This window comes from Rudanella paleaurantiibacter (assembly GCF_009184635.1).
GTDB classification, from domain to species: Bacteria; Bacteroidota; Bacteroidia; order Cytophagales; family Spirosomataceae; genus Rudanella; species Rudanella paleaurantiibacter.
This window is the reverse complement of the sequence record NZ_WELI01000017.1, coordinates 36,688-60,792: the sequence shown is the minus strand read 5'-3', so window position 1 is coordinate 60,792 and position 24,105 is coordinate 36,688. Positions and strand designations below refer to the sequence as shown.

The following is a 24,105-nucleotide window of genomic DNA, read 5'->3' as shown; positions in this document are numbered from 1 at the left end:
ATACAACGGATGCAACAGTTTTTTACTGATTATTCATGCTGTTGTGCTATAACCTAAAAAAATCCGTTTAAATCCATTCAATCCGCCGAATCCGTGTTCCAATCCCTATTTTCGCCCTATGAAAATCGCTGCTATCGACATCGGCTCCAACGCGGCCCGGCTCCAGATTTCAACTGTGCTTCATAACGACGGTATCGTCAGCTTCAAAAAAGTCGAGTATGTCCGGTTCCCGCTTCGGTTGGGGCATGATGTATTCACATTTGGTGAACTCACCCCCGACAGTGAGGAGCGGACTACCAAACTCATGCAGGTGTATAAGCTGCTGATGGAGTTGCACGAAGTAGAACATTACATGGCCTGTGCGACCTCGGCCATGCGCGAATCGAGCAACGGACCCGAGATTGCGGAGCGCATCCGTCGGAACACAGGTATCCACATCCACATCATCGACGGACAGCAGGAAGCCGAATTAATCAACAATGTGGTGGTTCAGGCACTCGATGAGCGGCAGTTCCTTCACATCGATGTGGGCGGGGGCAGCACCGAGCTGAACCTGTATCAGAATCGCCGGAAGCTCAATTCGCGTTCGTTTAAGATTGGCTCAGTCCGGTTGCTCGAGGGTAAAGAAACCAAAGGGGCCTGGGGTAAAATTCAGACCTGGATTGACGATAACGTGGACCGTTCGCGGGAGGTTATTGCGGTAGGAACTGGTGGTAACATCAGCAAAATATTCAACCTGGTGTCGAAGACCTCTGATACAACCACGACTCTGGCTGATATTGAGCGCATGAAGGACTACATTGCCGGGTTCAGTCTGGAAGACCGGATCAACAAGCTGCGTCTCAACGCCGACCGGGCCGATGTGATCGTGCCCGCTTCGGAGATCTATATTTCGGTAATGAAATGGGCCGGTGCGCAGGAGATCATCGTGCCTGATCTGGGTCTTAAAGATGGTATCCTTCAGCTTGTTTACGAACAGGTTGGCCTGCGAAACCACGCCTAAGTTTTGTTGCACCTACTCACCACCCTTCCTATGGCGTCTGCCAAACTGCTTTTACTGAGTATTCTGTTCTGGTGGTTGCTGGCCCCGGCTGCCGTGCGGGCGCAGGGGCCGGGTGCTCCTTTGCCATCGGTTGGGCTTCGGCCCATCGAGCGGGCACCTGGGTCTACCATTCTGGGTAGCACGTATCTGTACAAGGGCCGCAAACTGGGATCGCCCTTTTCGGTCGAGATACCGATTTATGAATTGAATGACCCGGTAGCTATCCGGCATTTCCGGCGGTTTCGGACCTGGACTACCGTAGGGCGGCTTACTGGGCTGGCCTCGGTAGCCTATGTGTTGTTTAACCGAACGCCCGACCGCCAAACGAGCCGTACCATCTACGTGGGGTCGCTGGTAGCGTCGATCGGGTTTTCGCTCATTAGTAATCATCAGGTCGATAGCGCCGTACGCCGGTACAACGCCGTGTTGCGCGACGGGCGTGTTGGCCTAAGCGCGCAACCTACCCCGCACGGGGGAGCGGCCGTAGGGCTGGGGCTTACTGTTCCATTAGTAGGCCTGGACAACTGATTAGCTACTTAAAAGGCTGTTAAATCTACTACTTAGGTATAGTTTTTGGGTGTTTGCGGACGTACTTTTATGTCTGTTAGCTCCTAATACACATGATTTTTGCCTCTGATTTAGGGTCCAATCTACTTGAAAACGCCCTGAATGCCACACTAAATGGTATCATCGTGGTCGAATCGGTGTACGATGCCGGGCAGGTGGTGATCGATTTTCGGTGCCTTTTTGTCAATCAGACCGCCCGTGATCAGGCTTTACTCCTGAAAAATGCTCAGGTGGGGATGATGCTGAGCGAGCTGCTGACCCCCGCCGATTTTAGCCCTTTGCAAACGATCGCCAAGGCCGTATTGGACTCGGGGGAGCCCTACCGGGGAGAACATTACGGTGAGCAGACCAACGAGTGGTTCAATACTCACATCGCCCGCCTGACCGACTCGCGCCTGATTATCACGTTTGCCAACGTGACCGCCCTCAAACAAGCCATTTTCGACCATCAGCAGCAGGCAAGCCTGTTTGAGAATGTGCTGGCAAGTACGACTAATCCGGTAGTTATTTGTAAGCCTATTTACGGGTCGCCAGGTTTGCTGACCGATCTGCAACTGGTGCTGTTTAACCCGGCCGCGCAGGATGCCTGGCTCTTCGGGACCGAACTGCGGGAGGGCGCCCTGGCAACCCAGTTGCTCCCCCAGAAAGAGTCCGTAAAACTGCTCGAATATTGCCAGCAGACCTGCCAAACCGGACAAACGCAACGGTTTCAGTACCGATACCCCGATTCGGACCGCTGGCTGAGTCTGGCGGTGAAAAAGTTTGATCAGGGGTTAATCCTGAACGCGGCCGATGTGACCGAAGAGCGCCATCAGCAGGCTGTATTGATGAATATGAACCGGGCGCTTCAGCAATCGAACGAAAACCTGCAACAGTTTGCCTATATCGCGTCGCACGATTTGCAGGAGCCTCTGCGCAAGATTCATTCGTTTGGTAACCTGCTGTCGGCTCAGTTTGCCGATCAGCTGGGCGAAAACGGAATGGACCTGGTTCGGCGGATGCAGGCGGCTTCGGGCCGAATGACTACCCTGATCCGGGATTTGCTGGCTTACTCGCGCCTGACCACCCATTTGGAACCCTCGAAGCCGGTATCGCTCGGTCGGTTGATCGACGAGATTATCGACGACCTGAGTCCGCTTCTGCAGGAAGGGCAGGCCACTACTGATTGCGAAGAGTTGCCCACCGTACCTGGCGATGCCAGTCAGCTGCGGCAATTGTTTCAGAACCTCCTGATTAACGCCGTAACCTATCGACACCCCGATCGGTTGCCCATCATCCGGGTTCGCTGCCGTACCTTGTCGGGTGCCGATGTCCCCGAGGGCTTGCCTCCCCAGAAAAACTACGCCGAAATCAGTGTGGCCGACAATGGGATTGGCTTCGAGGAGCGGTATGCCGAACGTATTTTTCAAATGTTTCAGCGGCTGCACGGGCGTAATCAGTACACGGGTACGGGCGTAGGTCTGGCTATTTGTAAGCGTGTCGTTGAAAATCATCAGGGCCTGATAGTGGCTTATAGCATACCAGGGGAGGGCTCTACCTTCCAGATTATTCTGCCCCTGTAGTTCCGGGTGCGGTTTTGTTTAGGCTGGGGCTATACGCGTAGCCTTGCCAGGGGTTAACTTGCACCCATGGAACTTCTGATTACGTTTGCGATCATCAGCTACATCATTTATCTGCGTTATTACGCTGACCTGAGGACTTCGGCGGACAAAGAGCGCAGTTTGCTTCAGCCGGGTATCGACCTGTATAATACGAATCAGTTGGACCGGGCGATGCAGTATTTCAGCCAACGGATTGAGGAGCAACCTCGGCTGAGTGTTGCCTACCTGTACCGGGCACGTTGCCTGCGCGAGTTGGGCGATAGCGATGCGGCCCTTGCCGATTTGCAGACCGGGGCCAGTTACGATAACTCGGTGGCTGATATTCACCTGGAGACTGGCCGGATTTTGTACGACCGCCGTGCATTCGATGCGGCCTTTTCGGCGTTTGATCAGGCAGTTTTTTATGCCAAGGGGCAAGACCCCATGGCTTATTACTGGCGTGGTTTGGCCCGGCAGCAGCTGGGGCAGGCGGAAGAGGCCCAACTCGACGCGGAACGGGCTACAACCCTCGAACATGCCCAATCAGTGGGGAATGTGCCGGGTCAGGAGCCGCAGCCGTCGGCTTTTCTGGATCGGCGGCTGGCCATTAACGCCCTCTTTGTCCTTTTGCACAGCGTAGTCTTACTGTATGTGGTGAAGCAATCGCCCGTGATTCACTGGCCGTATCTGATGGCTTCGATCTCGGCAGCCGCCATTGGTTTCGCCGAACCCCGCCGGGGGTGGTTGCTGGCGCTGTTGCAGGCTAGCGCTCTGTTGATCGGTTATTATGGGTTTACGGATCAGCCCGCGCAAAGTGGTCAGAAAGAACTGGAAGCCTTTAACTTGTTCGGTTCGGTAGGGCTTACGTTTGTGGGCAGCTTCATCGGAAGTATTCTGAAGCGGTCAATGATAAGTCATTAGTCTTTTTGGTATTTTCGCCGTTCATCGTCTGACCTATGAAAAAAACACTTCTATCGCTTACGCTTGGTTTGGGGGCCCTCGCAGTCCCGGCCTCGGCTCAGGAAATCGTTAACCGCGACCCGCAGATCGTTCAACTGTTGAGCGAGGTGTCGGCCGACAGCCTGCGGGCCCATATTGATGGGCTGGTAAGTTTCGGGACTCGCCACACACTCAGCTCCACCACCGACCCCAAGCGGGGTATTGGCGCGGCCCGGCAGTGGATTCTGGGTAAGTTTCGGCAGTACGCTCAGCAATCGGGTGGGCGCATGACGGCCTCCCTCGATACCTGGACGCTTCAGCCCGACGGCCGCCGGATTGATAAGCCGGTAGAAATGGCCAACGTTATGGCCATTCTGAAAGGCACTGACCCCACCGATACGCGGGTGTTTCTGGTGCAGGGACATATGGATAGCCGTGTGACCAACGTGATGAACCGCGACGCCACCGCGCCCGGTGCGAACGACGATGGCTCGGGTACGGCGGCCGTAATCGAACTCTGCCGGGTGCTGAGCAAGTCGAACTTCCCGGCCACTATAGTCTTTGCCACCCTGACGGGCGAAGAACAGGGGCTTTTGGGGGCCGAACACCTTTCTAACCGGGCTGTGAAAGAAAAGTGGAACCTCGAAGCGGTGCTCAACAACGACATCATGGGCAGCAACCACTCCAACGAGACCAACATCATCGATAACACCCGGCTGCGCGTGTTCAGCGAGGGCTTACCCGCCAACATGCTGCGCGACACCACCGGCCGCATTGCTCAGATTCGGAACTTTGGTAACGAGAACGACGGGAAAGCCCGCACGTTGGCCCGCTACCTGAAAGAGGTGGGGGAGCGGTATGTCGAGAATCTGGAAGTAGTCATGATTTACCGTAATGACCGCTACCTGCGTGGGGGTGACCATACGCCGTTTGTGCAACGTGGCTTTGCGGCCGTGCGCCTGACCGAAATGAACGAAAACTACGATCATCAGCATCAGGACCTTCGTACCGAAAACAAAACAGAGTTTGGCGACTACGCCAAGTTCATGGACTTTGAGTACCTCCGCAAAAACACGGCTGTGAACTTAGCTACGTTGGCCAATTTAGCCAAAGCGCCTGCCGTGCCGCAAAACGTGACCATCGAAGTACGAAACCTGACCAACTCAACGGCCCTGTACTGGAAAGCCCCGGCTACCGGTAAGGTGCGCGGCTACTATGTGCTCATGCGCGAAACCCATTGGCCGTTCTGGCAGAAGAAATTCTTCACCAACAAACTCGGCATGACGCTGCCTTACTCAAAAGATAATTACTACTTCGCAGTGCAGGCCGTTAGCGAAGACGGTAACGAAAGCCTGCCTGTGTTGCCCGTACCAAATTTGAGATAGAAGGAAAGGGGCAGGGAAAAGGAGAAAGGAGTTCTTCCCTTCTCCTTTTTTCTTTTTTTCCCTTATCTAATATCCTCGTAAAGTCGTTTGAGCCGTTCAGGCGAAAAGCCAACGCCCCACAAAAAGCCAATCGTCAGAAAAATAGCGTTGGCCCGCCAGAATCCCCACTTAGCTACCCGCCTGTCCGACGACTCGACCACCCGGTTTACCTGCCGGATGCGCCCAAACTGCACCAGTCTAAGCAGTAAGTCGGCTTCTTCCATAATAGGCAGGTCGTCGCGGTAGCCACCACAGCGCATAAACTGCTCGCGCCGACAAAAAATCACCTGATCGCCGAACAGCAACCGGGCCCCTTTGGCAACGAAAAGGTATGGACGGAATAGCAGTGGAGCGTAGTAACTCTTGATGTAGTTATGAAAGGACGTGAGCCAGCGGGTTTGCGTATCGCCCCGCATAAGCGAGATAAACCCACCGGCTGCCACGCTTGAGTTGTGTAAGGTGCGCTCTATCACAGCGAGCGCATCGTCGGGTAGAAGGGTATCGGCGTGCAGAAAACACAGGATGGAGCCCTGTGCGGCCTGGGCTCCCTGATTCATCTGGTAAGCGCGGCCTTGTTGCGCGCACTCAATCAGTCGGAGAAGAGGTAATTCGGTTTGCCAGCTTTGCACGATGGCCACCGTTTGGTCGGTGCTGCCCCCGTCGGCCACAATTATTTCCACCGGTGCCGGCCATAATCCCCGTAGCATTCGCAGTGTGCGGGGCAAGGCCTGCTCTTCGTTGAGGGTAGGGATAATAATCGAAACCATACGTTTACAACCAACAGTGAACAACGAACAACCAACAGTGAGCAACCAACAACGAATAGGAGTCAAATGTCTCCCTGTCAATTGTTCATTGCTCGTTGCTCACTGTTCGTTGTTCACTGTTGGTTGTTCATTGCTTAAAACCAGCCTGCGCCCGGAATTCGGAACGGCCAGGGAATAGAGGCCAGAATAATCAGCAGACCAATACCCATAAAAATGGCCACCGCTTTGTGTTTATCGGCCGCATCGGTCAGGCGCTTTGAGCGAGAGTAGCCCACCGTAACCAGCGCAATAGCAATGAGCATACCTACCAGGTGCTCTACGGTGTAGAAGCGGTAGAGCTTGTCGCTCATCATGCCGAAGTCAACTTTGGGGCTGATAAAATACAGAACCAGGCCGATCAGCAGCTGCGTATGAACGGCAATCAAGGTGAACAGGTACAGTTTCCGGTTCGATTCGGTGAAGGCGTTGCGGCTTTGCCAGCGGCCAAAAGCGGTGGCTACAGCAGCCACCAGCAGGATCAGGGCGACCCAGCGTAGGCCCGAGTGGGCATGAACTAATCCAGAGTACATACGTTTTTCAGATTACAACAAGGGAGAATCTCCCCGGCAAATAAACAACCAAAACGGCAACTTGTCCGCAACTTAGTCGCATCCCGCATGATTCTTTTCAATATTACCTACAGCCTCGACCCTACCATCGAACGCGACTGGCTCCGTTGGGCTAAGGCCGAGTACCTGCCTATGATTGAGGCTACTACCCTGACCGATAATGTGAGGATTCTGAAGCTCTTGACCGAGCTCGACAATGGGGCGGCCACGTATTCAGTGCAGGTGTATTTTACGGCAATGGAGACTTTTCTGGCGTATCATCACACGTTTGCTGATGCTCACCAGCGGAAAGCCGATGAGCTATTTGCGAACAAATACGCTACCTTCCGGACGCTGCTCGAAGATGTATAGGGCTGAGTTGGGGAGCAGAACTAAACGAATACTGAACCGTGTGAAATGTATGCCGGCAAAGCTGATAATCAGTAGATAAGCCGATTATTCATTGGGGATTTTTACATCACTTAAATACGCCTTTTGGATCGGGCTGTTTGGCAATCAACTCGTTCAGGAGGGTGAGGTCGATGCTCGAAAAATCAATTTGCCGGGCCTGATGAATATGTTCCCACGCCCGGCCGTAATCGGCCTTGGTGTACTGCAACAAGGCCATTTTTATGTGTGCCGTAGCGTTGTCGGGTAAGATCGTGAGGGCTTTGGCCAAATGAGTTTCGGCATCGGCGAGGTGCGTCGGGTCTTTCTTTTGCTGAAACTGCATCAGCTCGACCGTGGCCAGGTCGGTCATCAGTACGGCGTTGGTATCGGCAATGGCTAAGCCTTTGCCGAGCATTCGAATGGCCTGATCGAGTTTGTTTTGTTGGTAGCAAACAACCCCCAGCCCCCAGTACGCATCCACATTTTTCTCGTTGAGCAGCCAGGCCAGATTGAACCGGTAGGCTGCGGTATCGAGCTGACTTTCGCCGAGGTAGTCCCAGCCGCGGGCGGCAAAAAACTGACTGGCTTCGCCCCGGTTGCTAAAATTCTGGTCGCAGTCGTTCAGAAAATTAATTTCAAACTCAATCTGCTCGCCCGATTTAGCCCGTTCACCAAATAACGGCATCACCCGAGCCGCCTGAGCCGACTCGGTCCCAACTCCGCTCGCATCGCCAGGCAATGCCGCTTTATCCCGGCTCGTTGAGCTTACACTCCGGGCCGAACTGATGAACTGACCCGGTTGGGCCATCGTCCAGAGCGGCAGGAACGCAACGATCAGCAGGAACGAATTATGGGGAATCCGAATGCTCATTGTCATACTCTATAACAGACATGCTTTCGTAGAACGAAAAGGAAGGGAAATATAGTGTTTTCCCGGCAGATTATCTCCGTCCTTTTCGTTTGGGTCCGCCGGGTCGTGCTGAAGAGCCCGACCGCTTTGGTCCACCCGTTTTGGGCTTTCCGCCACCTGGTTTTACGCCTAATTTGGCGGCTCGGGCCGATTGTGCCCCGCTTTTAACGGCCCGGGCTTTGGCCGTTCCGAGCGACTTTTTCTCGTGAAAAGCGCCTTTGAAGGTAGGGTCTTCTTTTTTTCGCTGCTCGTCGATTTCGCGGAGCATGGCCTGCTGCTCATCAAACGGCGTTTCGGTTACCTCGACGTTGGTCGGCAGGGTCTCGCGCGGGATGGGCATCCGAATAATTTTTTCGATCTTCTGGATATGATACGCTTCCGGTGGGGTCATAAACGTAATGGCTTGCCCCGACCGGTTGGCCCGACCGGTGCGCCCAATCCGGTGCACATAATCTTCGTAAATAAGGGGCACATCGAAATTGATTACGTGCGATACCTCGGCCACGTCGATGCCGCGAGCTGCTACGTCGGTTGCCACCAAAATCTTGACCGAGCCTTCTTTAAACGCTTCCATCGAATTGATTCGGGTATTCTGGCCCTTATTGGCGTGAATAACCCGTACCTGCCCTTCTTCGACAACTTTACGCTGCAAAAACTTATACACGTTTTCGGCGGTCGTTTTGGAGCGGGTAAACACAATGCCCCGCTCGAAACCCTCGCGCTCTACCAGTTCTTCGAGCAGGCTGATTTTGGTGCGGAAATTGGGTACTTCGTAAAGTGTTTGCGTTACCATTTCGGCTGCGGTAGCCTGTGGAGTCACCTCAACCCGCACCGGGGCTTCCAGAAATTCGGCCGATAGGCGTTCGACTTTTTCGGGGAAAGTAGCCGAAAACAGCAGGTTTTGCCGCTTGCGGGGAATAACCTCCAGAATTTTCCGGATCTGGGGCATGAAACCCATATCCATCATCTTGTCGGCCTCGTCGAGAATCATGGTCTTAAGCTCCTTCGTCACAATCGACTCAGTGAGGTAGAGGTCCATGAAACGGCCCGGTGTTGCCACAATAATGTCGATGCCCGCGTCGAGGGCGGCAATCTGAGTTTTGGGGCCCAGGCCACCGTACAGGGCTACGTGCCGCAGGTCGGTGTACTTGGCCAGTTGGGCAATGGCTTCGTCGATTTGCATGACCAGCTCACGCGTAGGGGCCAGAATCAGCGCCCGCGGATTTTTGCCCTGTGCGTATTTCACCTTCATCAGCAACGGCAGCACGTAGGCCGCCGTTTTGCCGGTGCCGGTCTGTGCAATGCCCAGTACATCATGATTACCCAGAATGAGCGGAATGGTTTTCTGCTGAATCGGGGTGGGGGTGGTGTAGCCGGCATCGGCAATGGCGTTGAGTAGCTGGCGATTCAGAGCGAAATCGTCAAACGAAGTAATTTCCATAAAACAAAGGTAATCATTAAGCCGGACTCCAGCCGTCGGCCTTGTCTACGAACTGATAGTCAGTTGGTTATTGGGTAGGTAGAAACGGAGCAAACCACTGCTCGACTCAGGCGGGTATTGTACTTAAATATCTATTGATAGTACAACAATTATGGCCTGTAGGTGTTGCTAGAAGGGTCAAATGGCTTATATTTGCCCATTCAAAAAAATGTTATGCACGCATACTATCTGACATACAGACACGAAAAAAGCCTTCTCGAACGAGAAGGCTTTCTAAGCGAGGTGGTGATGGACGGAATCGAACCGCCGACACAAGGATTTTCAGTCCTTTGCTCTACCAACTGAGCTACATCACCTCGGCGTCTGTTAAACGTGGGTGCAAAACTATGGGCAGATTGCCCACAAAGCAACATTTTTAGAAAATATTTTTCACCATCAGACAAACTGACGAGCCAATCGGTTGGAAGTCAGTAGCGATCAACTTTTCGTATGGCATATTTAGAGCAAGTATTCTTTGTGGTAGCCCTGGGCATAACGGCCTGGTTTATCACAAAACGGGTCAAACTGATAGCGCGGGCTATTAAGCTGGGCCGACCCGAAGACCGTTCGGCGAATGCTGGTGAGCGGCTCAAAATCATGTTAGAGGTGGCATTCGGGCAGAAAAAAATGTTCGACAACCCGCTGGTGGGTATCATGCACTTCGTCATCTACGCGGGCTTCATCATCATCAACATCGAGATTCTGGAGATCATCGTTGATGGGCTTATCGGAGCGCACCGGGTCTTCGCACCGTTTATTACGCCCATTTATCCGTTTTTGATCAATGTATTTGAGGTGCTGGCCTTCGGGGTACTGGCTGTGTGCGTGGTATTCCTGACGCGTCGGTGGGTATCTAAAGTACAACGTTTGCAACCCGAACGCCATCGGGAACTGAAAGAGTGGCCGGTTAAAGATGCGACCTATATTCTGGTGGCCGAGATCGTGCTGATGCTGCTGTTCCTGACCTGGAACGCATCGGACAGCGTGCTGCGCGACCGGGGTATTGGGCATTATGGTGAGTTGCAGGGCGTTGTTCCTGATTTCTTGATCAGTCAGTACCTGAAACCGCTCTTTACAGGCTTTGGTGACGGAGCGCTTGTGGCCTACGAACGGGCCGCCTGGTGGCTGCATATTCTGGGAATCATGGGCTTTGCCGTGTACGTGACGTACTCGAAGCACCTGCACATTGCTTTGGGTTTCCCCAACGTGTATTTCTCTGATCTGAAGCCCAAAGGGGAAATGACCAATATGCCTGAGGTGACCAAAGAGGTGCAACTGATGCTGGGAATCTCGCCTGAGCAGGCCGACCCGTCCGGCGGCAACGAAAACGGCGAACAGCCGCCTACCATCGGGCGGTTTGGGGCTAAAGATGTGGAAGACCTCCGCTGGATTAACCTCATGAACGCCTACAGCTGCACCGAATGCGGACGGTGTACGGCGGCTTGTCCGGCCAACATTACGGGCAAGAAACTGTCGCCCCGGAAAATCATGATGGACACCCGCGACCGGCTCGAAGATATTCAGCGCGGATGGGTGCAAAATGGCCCCGAGTTTAAAGACGACAAGTCGTTGCTGGGCGATTACATCACCGTTGAAGAAATCAACGCCTGTACTACCTGTCAGGCCTGTGTGAATGCCTGCCCGATCAATATCAACCCGCTCGATATTATCCTGCAACTGCGCCGGTATAAGGTGATGGAAGAGTCGCAGGCACCCGGTTCGTGGAATGCCATGTTCAGTAATATCGAAAACAATATGGCCCCCTGGAAATTCTCACCAAGTGACCGATTTAACTGGGCCGATCAGGTTAACCAAAAATAGTTTGTGGTTTATCGTTTTTAGTTTCTGTGTGGTAAGTCCCTTGTGGTCAGTTTTTCCCAAACTAAAAACGATAAACTAAAAACCTAGAACTACAGACCATGACTCAAGATACTATGCAATACGCCGTTCCGACCATGGCCGAGATGATGGCCGCTGGCGAAGAACCTGAAATTTTATTCTGGGTCGGTTGTGCCGGCTCGTTCGATGACCGGTACAAGCGGGTAACTATTGCCTTTGTTCGGATTCTGAACCACGTGGGTATCAAGTTTGCCGTGCTCGGGCCCGAAGAGGCCTGCACCGGCGACCCGGCGCGCCGGGCCGGTAACGAGTTTCTGTTTCAGATGCAGGCCGTTTCGAATATTCAGGTGCTCAATGGCTACAACGTGAAGAAAATCGTGACGGCCTGTCCGCACTGTTTCAACACCATCAAAAACGAATACCCCGAATTAGGCGGGCAGTACGAAGTGATTCACCACTCGACGTATTTGCAGCAGCTTATCAACGAGGGGCGGGTAAAAGTAGCCGGTGGAGAGTCGTTCAAAGGGCGTCGGATTACGTTCCATGACTCATGCTACCTTGGCCGTGCCAACAAAGTGTATGAGGCCCCCCGAGAAGTACTGGCGGCTCTGGATGCCGACCTCGTAGAAATGAAGCGCTCCAAAGCCAATGGCCTTTGCTGTGGAGCGGGCGGGGCTCAGTATTTCAAGGAGCCGGAGCCGGGCAATAAAGATGTCAACGTAGAGCGCGTACAGGAAGCTTTGGGTACCGGTGCTGATACCATTGCCGTAGCCTGCCCATTCTGTATGACCATGATGTCGGACGGAGTGAAAAACCAGAATCAGGAGGAGCGGGTCAAAGTGTACGATATTTCGGAACTGATTGCCCAAGGGCAGGGGTTGTAATAGGTAGCAGTAAGCAGTGGCAGTAGCCTAATATATCAGGTCTTTTACGTAAGCCCTGCCTACTGCCACTGCTTACTGCTACTGTTATGTACACAAACTTCGATTCACTTCCCGACGATGCCCGTGTGTGGGTGTATCAGGCAAATCGTTCGCTGACCGACGCGGAGGTAGCGCAGATTCGGGCCTCGCTCGAACCGGCCCTGAACGGATGGGCGGCTCATGGACAACCGTTGCGGGCATCGGCACAGGTGCTGGCCAATCGGTTTGTCGTGATTGCCGTCGACGAAGGTTACAGCCTCCCCAGCGGTTGCTCGATTGATGCCTCAACGCATTACCTGAAGCAGATTGGTCAACAACTGAGTGTCGACTTTTTCGATCGGTCGGCAGCTTACGAGGCCCCCGGTGGTGTGGTAGAGAATCTACCGCTGCCCAAGATCAAAGAAGCCGTGCTCGACGGTCGGCTCACCCCCGAAACCACGGTATTTAATACGTTAGTTAGTACCAAAGCCGATTTGGCCGCAAACTGGCTCAAACCCGCGAGCCAAACCTGGCTAAACCGGTATTTTGGGCGAGTTATTGCTTAATCAACTGCATTTTTAACATAAAGTGAGTCGTGGATCACGGGTGTCAGCCATTTTTCATAACTCACGTTAACAAAGCACGCGGATGACACGGATTGAAACGATTTGCACGGATTAACGAAGAAAATCTGTGTAGATCAGTTCAATTTGTGTCATCCGCGTTCCATTCAAATTATGGCAGAAACACTGATTCTCCCCCAAACCGCCGACCGGGCCGCTATTTACCGGAGCCTGGTGCCTCAGATTGCCGCACTACTCGAAGGCGAAACCGACCTGACCGCCAATCTGGCTAATGTGGCGGCTGCGTTAAAGCAGGCGTTTGGGTTCTTTTGGGTTGGATTCTATCTCAAAAAAGAAGGCCAACTGGTGCTGGGCCCCTTTCAGGGACCTATTGCCTGTACCCGCATTCGGTTTGATAAGGGCGTGTGCGGAGCGGCTTATACTCGACAAGAGACTATTCTGGTGCCCGACGTTGAGCAGTTTCCAGGGCATATAGCCTGTAGTTCTGCGTCAAAATCAGAAGTGGTAGTGCCTATTTTCGACCCGCAGGGCGCAGTAGCTATGGTACTCGATGTAGACAGTGATCAGCTCGACGATTTCAGTCAGGCCGATGTCGACGGTCTTGAAGCCGTAGGACGACTGTTAACTCCCTTGCTGTAGCGACTTAGCCATCACCATCAGTTCAAGCGGCTGTTTGGGCTGGCCAACGCTCGGGTTATCGGACGGAAACGGAATCCGCTCGCCAGTAGCCCGATAGCCCCGCCGTTCGTAAAAGGCGACCAATTCGTGACGAGCGGTCAAAACGGTCATCGTTATTTCGTGGCAATTCAGGGCCTGAGCGTGCTCCTCGGCGGCTTGCAGAAGTTGCTTGCCAATACCGCCAGCCTGCCGCTCGGGTGATACCGTCAGCATACCCAGATACAGCGTATCGCCTTTAGTCTCCAGATACACGCACCCAAGCAGCTCGTCGGCCTCGCGGTAGCAGAGTAGTGTGGTGTTGGGCTGGTCCAGTAGTTGCCGCAGATCGGTCTCGCTGGTGCGCATCCCCTCGAGCAAATCGGCTTCGGTTGTCCAACCCCGGCGCGACGACTCGCCCCGGTACGCACTATTGATGAGCGTGTTGAGCCGGGGCACATCGGCTTCGGTGGCCGCCATAATCTGAACAGAGGCCATTGGCTATACCGTCGAGACTTTAGTTTTCAGATACGAAATCACCACGTCGAGCCCTTTACGGTAATGCACATTGTTCGGAATTACAATGTCGGCCTCAGCCCGGTAGGGTTTTATAAACTGCTTGTACGTGGGCTTCACGTGGTATTTCCAACGGTACATCACATCGTCGAGGTCGTAACCGCGCTCTTCGGCGTCGCGTTTGACCCGGCGCTCCAGTTTGATGCTATTCTTGGCGTCGATGAAGATTTTGAGGTCGAGCAGGTCGGCGATCTCCCGGAAGTAAAAGACAAAAATGCCTTCGACCACGATGATGGGCGCGGGCTTGAACGTCAGAATTTTGGGTACTACCGTCGGGTTGTTGAAGGTGTACTCCAACTGCTCCACAATACCGCCCGAACGTAGCTCCTGAATATGCTCAGCATACCGTAGGTGGTCAATGGTTTCGGGAAGGTCAAAGTTATGAACTCCCTGATCGTCAATTGGTACGGCATCAAGGCTGCGGTAATAATTATCCTGCGAAATAAGGCAGATCTGATCTTCGGAAAAGGCGCTCATCAGTTCGTGAAGGAACGATGTTTTGCCCGACGCACTGCCGCCGGTAATGCCGACGATAAACGGTTTGGTATTCATGGGGCAAAGATAAGGAGACAGCCCGACGTTTGGAGGGCCCTCACCCGAAAGCCTGTAGCCACAAAAAAGCGGACCGGCGCATAAGGGCCGGTCCGCTCTGTACTACTTTAAACAAACACTATTGAGCTAACAATTGACCAGGGGCTTACCGTACCCGGATGTCCGGGTTTGGCTCATCCCCAAAACGTTCTTAGTTGGTTGGCTTCTGGTTGCGCGTGCACTTGATTTCCTGTTTGAAGGCCCCATCAGCTCCGAACGACAGGCCTACATTGGTGCCGTCGGCTTTGGTGATCCAGACCACAAAGCCCCCGTCGACGTTGCTCTTGGCGGCTTTCTTGATGGTGCTACCTGCATACGTCGACTTGATGTACGCCGAGATCGTTTGCGGCAGATCGGCAATGGCTACATCGGTGAAGCTACCCTTACCACGGCCGGGCCGTACTACTTCCTGCTTGAAGCTGCCATCGGCGTTGAACTCAAGCACTACCCGGTCGGTGGTGGTTTTTACGAACACCACGTACAGTTTCTCGGCATTCTGAGCGGCACCGCTGATCGTTGAGCTGGCGTACTTGGTGGTTACGTAGCTGGTGATAGCTGCGGGCAAAGTAGCCACGTCAATCGAAGTGAAGCTGTTGGGGCCGCGCTCACCGGGTCCACCGGGATGGTTATGACCTTTGCCTTTACCACCAAATGCCAATTCCTGCTTGAAGGCCCCATCGGCGCCAAACTGAAGCGCTTTCATGGTATTGCCTTGCTTGATTACCACCGTAAAGTTGCCGTCGCTGTCTTTTCCGGCTTTTTCGGCCGTGTATCCACTGTAGTTTTTAGCAATATAGCTGGTGATGGCAGCGGGCAGCGCGCTGATTTCTACTTTAGTCAGGCGACCTTCGCCCGTTTGGCCGGCAGCCTGCGCGCCAATACGAGCCTGGCTCAACAATTCATCTTCGGGCTCTACCGCCGAGCTATTGGAATCACAACCATACAGACCGATCAATGACGTTGCCAACAGGCAGAGGAACAAAATCTTTTTCATGAAGATAACTGGTTGGTTTTATTGTTGGGACCGCGCGTCGGCGCCTGACGGTTGCGGCTTCTAAACAACCATTACCCAGGAGAAGTACGTAGCGTTGCAGACCGGCAAATTTTTTTTGAGAAAATTCGGCGTGCTTAGGTTAGCCCTATCAACAACCCCAAAATGCCACGAACCCGCCCTATTCCGGCGGGTTCGTGAAAGTCAGGCGTACCAGATAAATTTACTTAACCACTTTTAGCGTGCCCTGCATGAGGGTGTGGTGGCCGGGGAATGTACACACAAACGTGTAATCGCCGGGTTCGCTGGGCGCTACGAAATAGATGCTCTCGGCCGTTTCGGGTTGTAAGATGTTCGTATGGAACAGGACATCGGCTGAAGCGGGTACATAATTCATTTTTGCGCCGTTCAGGTTCAGGCGCATAGCTGCGTTACCAACCGCGTTGGCGGTTCCTGGTTTGGTGATTACGCAGTTATGGAGCATGTCGTCGTTGTTGTTGAATACCCATTTAATCCGGCTACCGGCTTTTACCTGCACCTGCTCCGTATCGAACTTAAGGCCGGGTTTGGTGCTGATTGTGATGGTTTGGTCGGGGCCGTTGGTCCAGTCGGCGGGTTGCTCGGTGATGCGCTTGGTAGCTTTTACGTCGGCCTTAGCTCCGGATGTTTTGGCGCTGGCGGGCTTGCCTTTGCTACTTACGGCTGGGGCTTTGCTAGCCGAGGCTTCGAGCATAGCACCGTGGTTGTGACCACTCATGCCCGTACTTGCCGATGCCGTTGCGGCTGCCCGGGCAGGCAAGTTCGCGACACGTTCGCCGGGGGCAATGCTGTTGAGTGTGTAATAACCGGTATTGTGAAGCAGAGGTAAGCTACCTGCTACCGACCGAACACCTTCGGCTTTCAGCTCGTGAATATAGCCTTCGCGCAGCGTGGTATCGGCCACAATCCGGGCCGAAAGCCCATCGGCCGACAGAATAACGCCCCGAATGGGTACGGGCCGGGCGTCTTCGATGGGGCTGCCGTAGGTGCGGTGGTATTTGTAAGTAAAGCTGTTGAGGCTGTACGAGTTGGGGTCTTCGCCGGTTTTGCGGTCAACGGGCATAGTAAACGTAACCTCAAAGCCGTCGGGCCGCGAGTGGATTGTCTTCATTTCGAACGGGATCTTACCGGTCCATACCAACCGCTGAATCCCGTAGGGCGACTTGCCCGTGCTGGCCCAGCCCCGGCTGGTCATGCCAACAAACATGGAGCCATCTTGCCCCCATACCATGCGCAGAATGCCCGACTGCAAGCCCTCGCGGAAGGGGAAGCACGCACCCTGCCATTTGCCGTTTACTTTTTCGAGGGCCATGCGCATCACCTTGCTGTGTCCTTGATCGCCCACAAACACCTGCCCGGCAAACGGCCCAAAAGCGCCCCCAGTGGTGTCTTCGCGCATGTCGGATGTCGAAATACCCATCAGTGTGTGCGGAAACCATACGGCGGGCACCTTCAGATTTTTGACGGTCTTGGCCACCTCGTGCATGGGCTTACCCGTGCTGGGTACCTCTTCGGGTTTCAGGCTGAGGGGCGAATTGGGTTCGCCTGACCAGCGCAACCCGGCCGGGTTGCCGGCAAAGTCGCCTTTTTCGAGGTGTGTCACCCGGCCGGAGCCTACCCAGTCGCCCTGGTTTTCGCCGTAGAAAATGCTGCCATCGCGCAGTACGGTAAACCCGGCCGGAGAGCGGAGGCCCGTAGCCCAGGGGGTCATTTCGCCTTTCTCGTTGAGCTTAAGCATCCAGCCCCGCCATTTGGCCAAGCTGGCCCCGTAGCCGATCCAGTCGAGGTTGAGGGTAATCACCATATCGCCGTCGGGTAGCAGAAGCGGCCCGTAGCTGTACTCATGGTAGTTGCCTGATAGAGGCCACTTGTAAAACGACTTGTATTCGTCGGCTACCTCGTCGCCATCGGTATCAATCAGTTTGGTTACCTCGCCCCGCTGCGTACAGAGCAGATAGCCTTTGGGGTGCCACATCAGACCGAGGGGCTCGTGCAAACCAGCCGCAAACCGCTTGAACGTGGGCACGCGGCTACCCTGCATGTATGGGTTGCCAATGAGCCACACATCGCCCCGGCGTGTACAGGCCGCCAACCGGCCATCGGGCAGGGGAGCCAAACCACCTACTTCCAGGCTCACCCCCTCGGGTACGGGTAAGGTGATGATTCGGTAATAGTCGTCTTCGGTCATCGGGCGCGACTGCCCAACTGTGTCTACCGGGCTGGCAACCCATTGGAAGAAGGAAAGCGTGATTCCGAGTAGCAGGAATTTTTTCATTCGTATGTGGTCTGCGACCATTAGGCATCAATCTGTATTCAAACGGAATTAACCGATACGTAACCCGTTTTCCACGGGCCGCTCGGGTTGTAGCAGGGTTACGGTACCGTTTTCGGCTACCGAACCCAACACCAGGCATTCGCTCATAAAGGTAGCGATTTGCTTGGGAGGAAAATTCACGACGGCAACAACCTGCCGCCCAACCAGTGTTTCGGGTTCGTAGAGGGTCGTAATCTGGGCCGACGATCGGCGGGTACCCAACGTCCCGAAGTCGATAGTGAGCTGGTAAGCTGGTTTACGGGCTTTCGGAAAGGGTTCAGCAGCCACAATGGTGCCCACGCGCATCTCAACCTTTTCAAAGTCAGCCCAAGAAATAGTCATCAGGGTATTAAATGGTTACGTGACGAGTCGGGTCGTACCTGGGCATTACCCGACGGTATCTCTAAAAGCAGACGGTTTGGCAAACCTAATAGCGTATAATCCGCCGGGTGGCTTGCTTATAGCCGCTTGCCTGTACGGTAAGTAGGTAAACGCCGTGGCCGGTTGGTAGCTGACCCGAAGGTAACGTGTACGCGTGCGGGCCCGGCGCTTGATTTATGACTTCGGTTTTAAACAGCGTTCGCCCCTGCAAATCAGTTACCATTAGCCGGACATCCGTACGCTGGTCGAGCTGGTAGCGGACCGTGACGGTCTCGGTTGTCGGAACCGGGCTTACCTGGAGGCTAAAAGTTGGTTCGGTTGTCAATTGTGGCATAGCCTCGTCGAGCCAGGCAAGTCGTTTGGCAACCCAGTTTTTCAGATAGCTGACTTCATCTTCGTAGGTTTTTCCGACAAAGTTGTTAGGCCAAAGCTGCGTTCCGATCACTGGCCAACGGGTGAAGTTGCGGGTACGCGCATCGGTAATGCTTTTTCCCAGGGAGTCGAGGTAGGCGTGAATCCGGGGAGTAGCCAGTACGCCCTGCCGTAGCGTTTTGTACCGATTGTTTAGCCGGGAAGCAAAAGCAGGGTCTTGCAGCAGTCGCTCCCACCAAAACGGTTGCGGGTAGGGGTCGTGGGGGCAGACTTCGTTGAACCGATACGCCCAACCTTCGGGCTTGTCGGCGTTGCAGTACGAGGCATTGGCAAAGGCGAGGTTATAGTCCCAGATGGGGCCCATCGTGAGTTTGCCGTTTCGGCTGTCCCGGTCTTTGTAAAAAAAGGTGCTGAGCCGATAGCCGTCGACATTGCGACATAACTCAGTAAGTAGCAGATAATCTACTGCCGACTCTACGTCGAGGTAGCGGGCGTAACCATTTGTTGAGTCGGTAAATGCGTCGCTGGCCAGGGCGGTCTCAAAGTCGGTAACGTATTTTTTGATGTATTGAAACTGTTCGAGGGCCAGGTCTTCTGGTTTGGGCCGGTCAATGAGGATATTGACCTGTTCGGTATTGAGCCCGGTTTGCGCCGACATCCACGATTCTGACATTGACCCCTCAAACTTATCAATTTTGAGTAGGTAGCCGCCCGTTAGCGCGTCGCCCGACAGGTCGGTTTTCTTGATACTGGTGATATCGACCCGGTTTTTGTCCCGTTTTATTTTTTCCTGCAATAGGTACAGACCATCGTACCATTGTTCAGTACGACCTCGCAGAACCGGAAACGGGGCGTATAGTAGCGGCTGATTCGGCGGTTGAGGTCGTAGGCTAAAGCTTCGCGTAGCAGGGTTTTGTCATTGTACGTCGCGTTGAGTATCCAGTCGCTTTCGGCGGGCATACCCACCAGCGACAGCTTAACCGAGTTGCTACCGCCGGAGTCGCGCAGTTCGAACCCGTAAGGCTTTTTCGGAAAAAAATCTTGTGACGACGACCCCCGAAGCTCAATGCCAATCGGGCTTGTGAGGGCTGGTTTATCGGTGATATAATTGCGTTTCCCGGTTCCATTATCAATCAATGTGAGCGTAGCCCGTATCTTTGGCTCGTTGATGATGGGTTGCCCGCCTGTGTTGATCAGTAAGATGGGTAGCTCAGATGAGGTAAACGTTTGCCCTCGGGCGGTCGTGCACAAAAGGCAGAGTAAGCTGGTGTAGACGTAGCGTTTTACATTCATAGTCAAAAACACGAGAAAGAGGAATTTGCGGCTATGTCTATTGAGTTAGTGAATTAAAGACCGCCCTCTATCGTTTTGGACGAACAACCTACCGCTATGGAACCAAAAAACGTGGAGAAAGTGACGGGGGCCATTGCCGATAAATACCGGCTGGCGATCCTGATGCAGTTGGCTAAGCAAGAAACCATGACCAGCTCCGATGTGCAGGAGATGACGGGCTTGTCGCAGCCGTGTGTATCGCACCACGTCAAGCAGCTTACCGATAGCGGATTGGTGGATACCCAGAAAGAAGGACGCAACGTATTTCTGCGGCTCAACAAGCAGGCACTCCAGCAATTGTGTGACTTTTTGAAAGGGCTGGGTTAAAATTTTTTCAAATACATTCAAACTTTTAAATGATTCGATTGGTTGTGCTCCTGGATAACACGATTTAAATCATCATGGCAAATAAACTATTCGCACCCGCTCAATTGGGCGGCCTGACCTTATCAAATCCTATTGTAATGGCACCCATGACGCGTAACCGGGCAACGGCCGGTCACGACGTTACCGACATTATGGCCACGTACTACGAACAGCGGGCATCGGCCGGTTTGTTGATTACAGAGGGCGTGGCTCCCTCGCCCAATGGTAATGGCTACGCTCGGGTACCGGGTCTGTACACGCCGGAGCAGGTAGCCGGTTGGAAAGCCGTTACCGCAGCGGTTCATGCCAAAGGCGGGCGCATTTTTGCCCAGCTGATGCACACCGGCCGGGTAGGCCATCCGGTAAATATGCACGCAGGTGGGCAGGTGCTGGCTCCTTCAGCTATTGCCGCTGCGGGTCAGATTTACACCGACGAGCAGGGTATGTTGGATCATCCGACGCCCCGTGCCTTCACAACCGAAGAGGTGAAAGCCACGGTGCAGGAGTTTGTAACGGCCGCTCAGAATGCCATTGAAGCGGGCTTTGACGGAGTGGAGCTGCACGGCGCCAATGGCTACCTGATTGAGCAGTTTTTGCGGCCTACCAGCAACACCCGTACCGACGAGTACGGCGGCAGTGTAGAAAACTACGCCCGGTTTGCGCTGGAAGTAGCCGAAGGCGTGTCGGCCGCTATCGGAAAAGAAAAAGTAGGGATTCGGTTGTCGCCCTACGGTGTGTTCAACGATATGCCGTACAGCCCTGAGTACGATGCGATCTACACCTATCTGGCCGAGAAACTGAACGACTACGTGGTATACGTGCACCTGGTAGACCACGCGAGCATGGGCGCTCCGGCGGTAGCGCCCGAGATTGTAGCGCAAATTCGTCAGTTGTACACGGGTACGCTCATTTTGAGCGGTGGCTACACCGCTCAGACAGCCGAAGAAGCCCTCGAAAGCGGCCGCGCTGATCTGGTGGCATTTGGCCGTCCGTTCATCGCCAACCCCGATCTGGTGGAGCGCTTCAAAGCCGGTGCTGACCTCAATCAACCTGATTTCTCAACGTTTTATACGCCCGGCGAAAAAGGCTACACGGATTATCCCGTGCTGGCCGAAGTCGCGGAGGCTTAATTACCTGATTGCAAAAAGGCCAGCCGCGGTGCAGCTGGCCTTTTTTTGTTCATGGTTTGTTGCCGACGCACGTTGAACCATAAACAAAAAAACATGAAACCTTATTGATTCGACGTGCCTTTTTTGCCTTTGGCCGTTCCGGCAGGGGTGCCGGGCTTACCAACGCCCGTTGGCTCCGGGTAACCCGTACCCACGTTCCGGTCATTGGTGCGTGATTCTTTCTGAACGCTCGCAGCTGAAGTAGGCCGTTTTGAGCCGCCTGTTGAGCCCGAGGTCGACTCTTCGTTGGTCCGGGTAGTATTGCGACTGTTGCCGCCGGTAGCGCCGGGGCCGGTTGTACCGCCGTCGTTGGCCGTGTTGTTGCGGGTATTTTGAGCCCCTTTCACACCGCCACGCGCTTGCCGGGTGCCAGTTCCTTCGGCTCCGCCTGTAGAGCGAACACTACCGGTACCTTCGGAAGTGCTCCCGTGTGTGTTGGTGGGGCCGGTAGGCGAGAGGTTACTGTTACCGCTTCGGCTAACGCCTGACTTCATTTTGGGGCTTTCCTCTCCGGTACCTTTCCGGTTGAGCCCCTCGGCCGACCCGGTTGCGGGGCTCGATTTGGTGGAGACCCCATTGGAGGTGTTCTGCGTTTGGGTTTGGGCGCTGGCTCCGACCGATAGGCCGATGAGCAATGCTGCGGCAAAGAATGAACGTTTCATGAGCTTGTTTTTCGTTGTTGAGTCGTTTGTTCCAACTGGATTGTTATTTACCAACTAAAGTCTACAGGAATTGTTGGTTATTTTGTTTTGATACAGTGCCACTGGTCCGGGGCTGGCTTGGTTCGCCACAACTTTGTACCCGTCGGAACTAATCAACAGCCTGTCTCACTTAGCAGTACGGCTAAATGCCGGTAGTTCAGACCCCTTTTTCCTCTCCTGATTTGGCAAACTCTACGGCTCCCGGACACCCTGGTGTCCCTTCTGATTCAACTCCTACCGCTTTGCCCCGGCGGCTTGGTCTTTTACAAGGAACGGCCCTGAACATGATCGACATGGTGGGTATTGGCCCGTTTGTGGTATTACCCCTTGTGATTCAGATCATTGGTGGCCCTCAGTTTATCTGGGCGTGGGTGCTGGGCGCGGTAGTTTCGTTTATCGACGCCTTTATCTGGGCTGAGTTGGGGGCGGCTTACCCGTTGGCCGGAGGCAGCTACAACTTTTTGAAGATTGCGTATGGAGAGCAGCGTTGGGGGCGCTTGTTTTCGTTTCTGTACGTCTGGCAAACACTCATACAGGCCCCGCTGGTAGTAGCCTCGGGGGCCATTGGATTTGCGCAGTACTTCTCGTACCTCGTGCCGCTCGATCCGTGGCAGCAAAAAGCCGTTTCGGGTACGGCGGTACTATTTGTGATTTTGCTTCTCTACCGCAAAATTGACGACATCGGCCGTATTGGGATGGTGTTTTGGGGAGCTGTGTTGCTTACCCTGAGCTGGATTATTATCGGAGGACTCACCCATGCCGAAATTCCGGTTGGTCAAACTCTGGCCGCTGCACTGGAACCGAGCCCGGCCAATGGTGACTGGTGGGCTGCAGGGCTGGGAGCCGCTTCGGTAAAGACCATCTACTGCTACCTTGGGTATTATAACGTGTGCCACTTAGGGTCGGAGATTCGGAAGCCGGGGCGCAATATTCCCTTGAGCATGTTTATCTCCATTGCGGGCATTGCCGTTTTGTACCTCTTGCTCAATATCAGCGTAGTGGGCGTAATTCCGTGGCAAGAGGCCAAGGAGAGCAAATTCATTGTCAGTAGTGTAATTGAGCGGATTTATGGGGTGAAGGCGGCTCAGATAGCTACGGGCATGGTACTGGTGGTAGCGTTTTCGTCGCTGTTTGCGGTACTGCTGGGCTATTCGCGCGTGCCCTATGCCGCTGCGGCCGATGGGCAGTTTTTCTCCATCTTCGCCCGGTTGCATCCGACCCGGCAGTTTCCGTATATCTCGCTGCTGTTTCTGGGTGGACTGGCGTTTATATTCAGCCTTTTGTTTCGGCTGGGCGACGTCATTACGGCGATTCTGGCCATGCGGATCGTTATTCAGTTTATCGGTCAGGCGGTCGGGTTATGGATTCTGCGGTCGCGCAAAAAGGCGACTTCTTTTCCGTTCCGAATGCCTATTTACCCTGTGCCTATTGTGCTGGCTATTGGAGTCTGGGCGTTTATCTTCGTCTCGACCGGGCTTTCCTTCATGCTCTCCGGCCTGACCGTGATCGGGCTTGGAGTAATTGCTTACCTGGTTTCGTCGCGTGTACGCCAACAATGGCCCTTCCACACCCCTCGTCCCTAATCGGTTGAGTTTTTTGATAGAAGGA

General features: G+C 54.1%; 24 protein-coding genes, 1 tRNA gene and 1 pseudogene. 13 read left to right on the top strand and 13 right to left on the bottom strand.

Features of this window, described 5'->3' with window-relative positions; translation table 11 throughout:
* Positions 1–118 precede the first annotated feature (118 nt).
* The 5 genes from F5984_RS25000 to F5984_RS24980 all read left to right on the top strand — a co-directional run bounded on the left by F5984_RS25000 (position 119) and on the right by F5984_RS24980 (position 5,513).
* Positions 119–1,003, top strand: coding sequence for a Ppx/GppA phosphatase family protein (locus F5984_RS25000; protein ID WP_152126911.1), 885 nt, complete (start codon positions 119–121; stop codon positions 1,001–1,003).
* Between the two features lie 30 nt (positions 1,004–1,033).
* Positions 1,034–1,570 carry a hypothetical protein gene (locus F5984_RS24995; protein WP_152126909.1) on the top strand — a complete coding sequence of 179 codons (537 nt, stop codon included), beginning with the start codon at positions 1,034–1,036 and terminating at the stop codon, positions 1,568–1,570.
* 92 nt (positions 1,571–1,662) lie between these two features.
* On the top strand, positions 1,663–3,171 hold the full coding sequence (locus F5984_RS24990) for a sensor histidine kinase (protein ID WP_152126907.1): 1,509 nt from the start codon (positions 1,663–1,665) through the stop codon (positions 3,169–3,171).
* Between the two features lie 66 nt (positions 3,172–3,237).
* Positions 3,238–4,110, top strand: a complete 873-nt coding sequence (locus F5984_RS24985) for a tetratricopeptide repeat protein (protein ID WP_152126905.1) — start codon at positions 3,238–3,240, stop codon at positions 4,108–4,110.
* 35 nt (positions 4,111–4,145) lie between these two features.
* Positions 4,146–5,513: a M20/M25/M40 family metallo-hydrolase gene (locus F5984_RS24980; RefSeq protein WP_152126903.1), complete on the top strand. Its 1,368-nt coding sequence runs from the start codon at positions 4,146–4,148 to the stop codon at positions 5,511–5,513.
* Between the two features lie 62 nt (positions 5,514–5,575).
* Here the strand turns inward: F5984_RS24980 and F5984_RS24975 are convergent, their stop codons facing one another.
* Entirely contained in the window at positions 5,576–6,319 is a 744-nt protein-coding gene (locus F5984_RS24975; protein WP_152126901.1) for a TIGR04283 family arsenosugar biosynthesis glycosyltransferase, read from the bottom strand.
* Between the two features lie 134 nt (positions 6,320–6,453).
* Complete coding sequence (locus tag F5984_RS24970) at positions 6,454–6,888, bottom strand: hypothetical protein (RefSeq protein WP_019988842.1); 435 nt, start codon at positions 6,886–6,888, stop codon at positions 6,454–6,456.
* A gap of 87 nt (positions 6,889–6,975) precedes the next feature.
* Between F5984_RS24970 and F5984_RS24965 the strand changes: the two genes are divergently transcribed.
* The gene (locus F5984_RS24965) at positions 6,976–7,278 is read left to right on the top strand and encodes a DUF4286 family protein (RefSeq protein WP_152126899.1); all 303 of its coding nucleotides are present in this window, start codon (positions 6,976–6,978) and stop codon (positions 7,276–7,278) included.
* Between the two features lie 106 nt (positions 7,279–7,384).
* Here F5984_RS24965 and F5984_RS24960 read toward each other — a convergent pair whose 3' ends face one another.
* The 3 genes from F5984_RS24960 to F5984_RS24950 all read right to left on the bottom strand — a co-directional run bounded on the left by F5984_RS24960 (position 7,385) and on the right by F5984_RS24950 (position 10,003).
* The gene (locus F5984_RS24960; RefSeq protein ID WP_152126897.1) at positions 7,385–8,167 is read right to left on the bottom strand and encodes a tetratricopeptide repeat protein; all 783 of its coding nucleotides are present in this window, start codon (positions 8,165–8,167) and stop codon (positions 7,385–7,387) included.
* Positions 8,168–8,237: 70 nt separating this feature from the next.
* Positions 8,238–9,647 carry a DEAD/DEAH box helicase gene (locus F5984_RS24955; RefSeq protein ID WP_152126895.1) on the bottom strand — a complete coding sequence of 470 codons (1,410 nt, stop codon included), beginning with the start codon at positions 9,645–9,647 and terminating at the stop codon, positions 8,238–8,240.
* Between the two features lie 283 nt (positions 9,648–9,930).
* Positions 9,931–10,003: transfer RNA gene (locus tag F5984_RS24950), tRNA-Phe, on the bottom strand.
* 133 nt (positions 10,004–10,136) lie between these two features.
* Here F5984_RS24950 and F5984_RS24945 point away from each other — a divergent pair.
* The 4 genes from F5984_RS24945 (at position 10,137) to F5984_RS24930 (ending at position 13,650) form a co-directional block, all read left to right on the top strand.
* The gene (locus tag F5984_RS24945) at positions 10,137–11,507 is read left to right on the top strand and encodes a 4Fe-4S dicluster domain-containing protein (protein WP_152126893.1); all 1,371 of its coding nucleotides are present in this window, start codon (positions 10,137–10,139) and stop codon (positions 11,505–11,507) included.
* Positions 11,508–11,641: 134 nt separating this feature from the next.
* Positions 11,642–12,409: a (Fe-S)-binding protein gene (locus F5984_RS24940; RefSeq protein WP_019988837.1), complete on the top strand. Its 768-nt coding sequence runs from the start codon at positions 11,642–11,644 to the stop codon at positions 12,407–12,409.
* Between the two features lie 86 nt (positions 12,410–12,495).
* A complete protein-coding gene (locus F5984_RS24935) occupies positions 12,496–12,993 on the top strand; it encodes a hypothetical protein (RefSeq protein WP_152126891.1) in 498 nt (165 codons plus the stop codon).
* Positions 12,994–13,164: 171 nt separating this feature from the next.
* A complete protein-coding gene (locus tag F5984_RS24930; RefSeq protein WP_152126890.1) occupies positions 13,165–13,650 on the top strand; it encodes a GAF domain-containing protein in 486 nt (161 codons plus the stop codon).
* Here F5984_RS24930 and F5984_RS24925 read toward each other — a convergent pair.
* From F5984_RS24925 to F5984_RS24900, 7 genes and pseudogenes are all read right to left on the bottom strand, one after another.
* Positions 13,633–14,163: a GNAT family N-acetyltransferase gene (locus tag F5984_RS24925; RefSeq protein WP_152126888.1), complete on the bottom strand. Its 531-nt coding sequence runs from the start codon at positions 14,161–14,163 to the stop codon at positions 13,633–13,635. The two genes, F5984_RS24930 and F5984_RS24925, sit on opposite strands and share 18 nt — an antisense overlap.
* 3 nt (positions 14,164–14,166) lie before the next feature.
* The gene (gene udk, locus F5984_RS24920; protein ID WP_152126886.1) at positions 14,167–14,793 is read right to left on the bottom strand and encodes a uridine kinase; all 627 of its coding nucleotides are present in this window, start codon (positions 14,791–14,793) and stop codon (positions 14,167–14,169) included.
* Between the two features lie 190 nt (positions 14,794–14,983).
* Positions 14,984–15,826: a PepSY-like domain-containing protein gene (locus tag F5984_RS24915; protein ID WP_152126885.1), complete on the bottom strand. Its 843-nt coding sequence runs from the start codon at positions 15,824–15,826 to the stop codon at positions 14,984–14,986.
* A gap of 220 nt (positions 15,827–16,046) precedes the next feature.
* Entirely contained in the window at positions 16,047–18,137 is a 2,091-nt protein-coding gene (locus tag F5984_RS24910) for a plastocyanin/azurin family copper-binding protein (protein ID WP_152126883.1), read from the bottom strand.
* Positions 18,138–18,185: 48 nt separating this feature from the next.
* On the bottom strand, positions 18,186–18,518 hold the full coding sequence (locus tag F5984_RS24905; RefSeq protein ID WP_152126881.1) for a tRNA-binding protein: 333 nt from the start codon (positions 18,516–18,518) through the stop codon (positions 18,186–18,188).
* 85 nt (positions 18,519–18,603) lie between these two features.
* Entirely contained in the window at positions 18,604–18,891 is a 288-nt protein-coding gene (locus F5984_RS26835; protein WP_246169369.1) for a T9SS type A sorting domain-containing protein, read from the bottom strand.
* Positions 18,892–18,960: 69 nt separating this feature from the next.
* Positions 18,961–20,222 (bottom strand): annotated as a pseudogene (locus F5984_RS24900) (CotH kinase family protein); the annotation flags it as partial.
* 96 nt (positions 20,223–20,318) lie between these two features.
* Here F5984_RS24900 and F5984_RS24895 point away from each other — a divergent pair.
* Entirely contained in the window at positions 20,319–20,588 is a 270-nt protein-coding gene (locus F5984_RS24895; protein WP_152126879.1) for an ArsR/SmtB family transcription factor, read from the top strand.
* Positions 20,589–20,662: 74 nt separating this feature from the next.
* Entirely contained in the window at positions 20,663–21,757 is a 1,095-nt protein-coding gene (locus F5984_RS24890; RefSeq protein ID WP_152126877.1) for an alkene reductase, read from the top strand.
* 101 nt (positions 21,758–21,858) lie between these two features.
* On the opposite strand, the gene F5984_RS24885 is transcribed toward F5984_RS24890, so the two are convergent.
* On the bottom strand, positions 21,859–22,458 hold the full coding sequence (locus tag F5984_RS24885; protein WP_152126875.1) for a hypothetical protein: 600 nt from the start codon (positions 22,456–22,458) through the stop codon (positions 21,859–21,861).
* 221 nt (positions 22,459–22,679) lie between these two features.
* Between F5984_RS24885 and F5984_RS24880 the strand changes: the two genes are divergently transcribed.
* Positions 22,680–24,080 carry an APC family permease gene (locus F5984_RS24880; protein WP_152126873.1) on the top strand — a complete coding sequence of 467 codons (1,401 nt, stop codon included), beginning with the start codon at positions 22,680–22,682 and terminating at the stop codon, positions 24,078–24,080.
* The last annotated feature ends 25 nt before the right edge of the window (positions 24,081–24,105 follow it).

Bases quoted from the DNA above. Each gene is read 5' to 3' on its own strand.
- F5984_RS24955 (WP_152126895.1), bottom strand. From the start codon at position 9,647: ATGGAAATTACTTCGTTTGACGATTTCGCTCTGAATCGCCAGCTACTC.
- F5984_RS26835 (WP_246169369.1), bottom strand. From the start codon at position 18,891: ATGCCACAATTGACAACCGAACCAACTTTTAGCCTCCAGGTAAGCCCG.
- F5984_RS24910 (WP_152126883.1), bottom strand. From the start codon at position 18,137: ATGAAAAAATTCCTGCTACTCGGAATCACGCTTTCCTTCTTCCAATGG.
- F5984_RS24905 (WP_152126881.1), bottom strand. From the start codon at position 18,518: ATGACTATTTCTTGGGCTGACTTTGAAAAGGTTGAGATGCGCGTGGGC.
- F5984_RS24890 (WP_152126877.1), top strand. From the start codon at position 20,663: ATGGCAAATAAACTATTCGCACCCGCTCAATTGGGCGGCCTGACCTTA.
- F5984_RS24930 (WP_152126890.1), top strand. From the start codon at position 13,165: ATGGCAGAAACACTGATTCTCCCCCAAACCGCCGACCGGGCCGCTATT.
- F5984_RS24980 (WP_152126903.1), top strand. From the start codon at position 4,146: ATGAAAAAAACACTTCTATCGCTTACGCTTGGTTTGGGGGCCCTCGCA.
- F5984_RS25000 (WP_152126911.1), top strand. From the start codon at position 119: ATGAAAATCGCTGCTATCGACATCGGCTCCAACGCGGCCCGGCTCCAG.
- F5984_RS24960 (WP_152126897.1), bottom strand. From the start codon at position 8,167: ATGAGCATTCGGATTCCCCATAATTCGTTCCTGCTGATCGTTGCGTTC.
- F5984_RS24885 (WP_152126875.1), bottom strand. From the start codon at position 22,458: ATGAAACGTTCATTCTTTGCCGCAGCATTGCTCATCGGCCTATCGGTC.
- F5984_RS24965 (WP_152126899.1), top strand. From the start codon at position 6,976: ATGATTCTTTTCAATATTACCTACAGCCTCGACCCTACCATCGAACGC.
- F5984_RS24985 (WP_152126905.1), top strand. From the start codon at position 3,238: ATGGAACTTCTGATTACGTTTGCGATCATCAGCTACATCATTTATCTG.
- F5984_RS24940 (WP_019988837.1), top strand. From the start codon at position 11,642: ATGGCCGAGATGATGGCCGCTGGCGAAGAACCTGAAATTTTATTCTGG.
- F5984_RS24935 (WP_152126891.1), top strand. From the start codon at position 12,496: ATGTACACAAACTTCGATTCACTTCCCGACGATGCCCGTGTGTGGGTG.
- F5984_RS24895 (WP_152126879.1), top strand. From the start codon at position 20,319: ATGGAACCAAAAAACGTGGAGAAAGTGACGGGGGCCATTGCCGATAAA.
- F5984_RS24990 (WP_152126907.1), top strand. From the start codon at position 1,663: ATGATTTTTGCCTCTGATTTAGGGTCCAATCTACTTGAAAACGCCCTG.
- F5984_RS24925 (WP_152126888.1), bottom strand. From the start codon at position 14,163: ATGGCCTCTGTTCAGATTATGGCGGCCACCGAAGCCGATGTGCCCCGG.
- F5984_RS24945 (WP_152126893.1), top strand. From the start codon at position 10,137: ATGGCATATTTAGAGCAAGTATTCTTTGTGGTAGCCCTGGGCATAACG.
- F5984_RS24995 (WP_152126909.1), top strand. From the start codon at position 1,034: ATGGCGTCTGCCAAACTGCTTTTACTGAGTATTCTGTTCTGGTGGTTG.
- udk (WP_152126886.1), bottom strand. From the start codon at position 14,793: ATGAATACCAAACCGTTTATCGTCGGCATTACCGGCGGCAGTGCGTCG.
- F5984_RS24975 (WP_152126901.1), bottom strand. From the start codon at position 6,319: ATGGTTTCGATTATTATCCCTACCCTCAACGAAGAGCAGGCCTTGCCC.
- F5984_RS24915 (WP_152126885.1), bottom strand. From the start codon at position 15,826: ATGAAAAAGATTTTGTTCCTCTGCCTGTTGGCAACGTCATTGATCGGT.
- F5984_RS24970 (WP_019988842.1), bottom strand. From the start codon at position 6,888: ATGTACTCTGGATTAGTTCATGCCCACTCGGGCCTACGCTGGGTCGCC.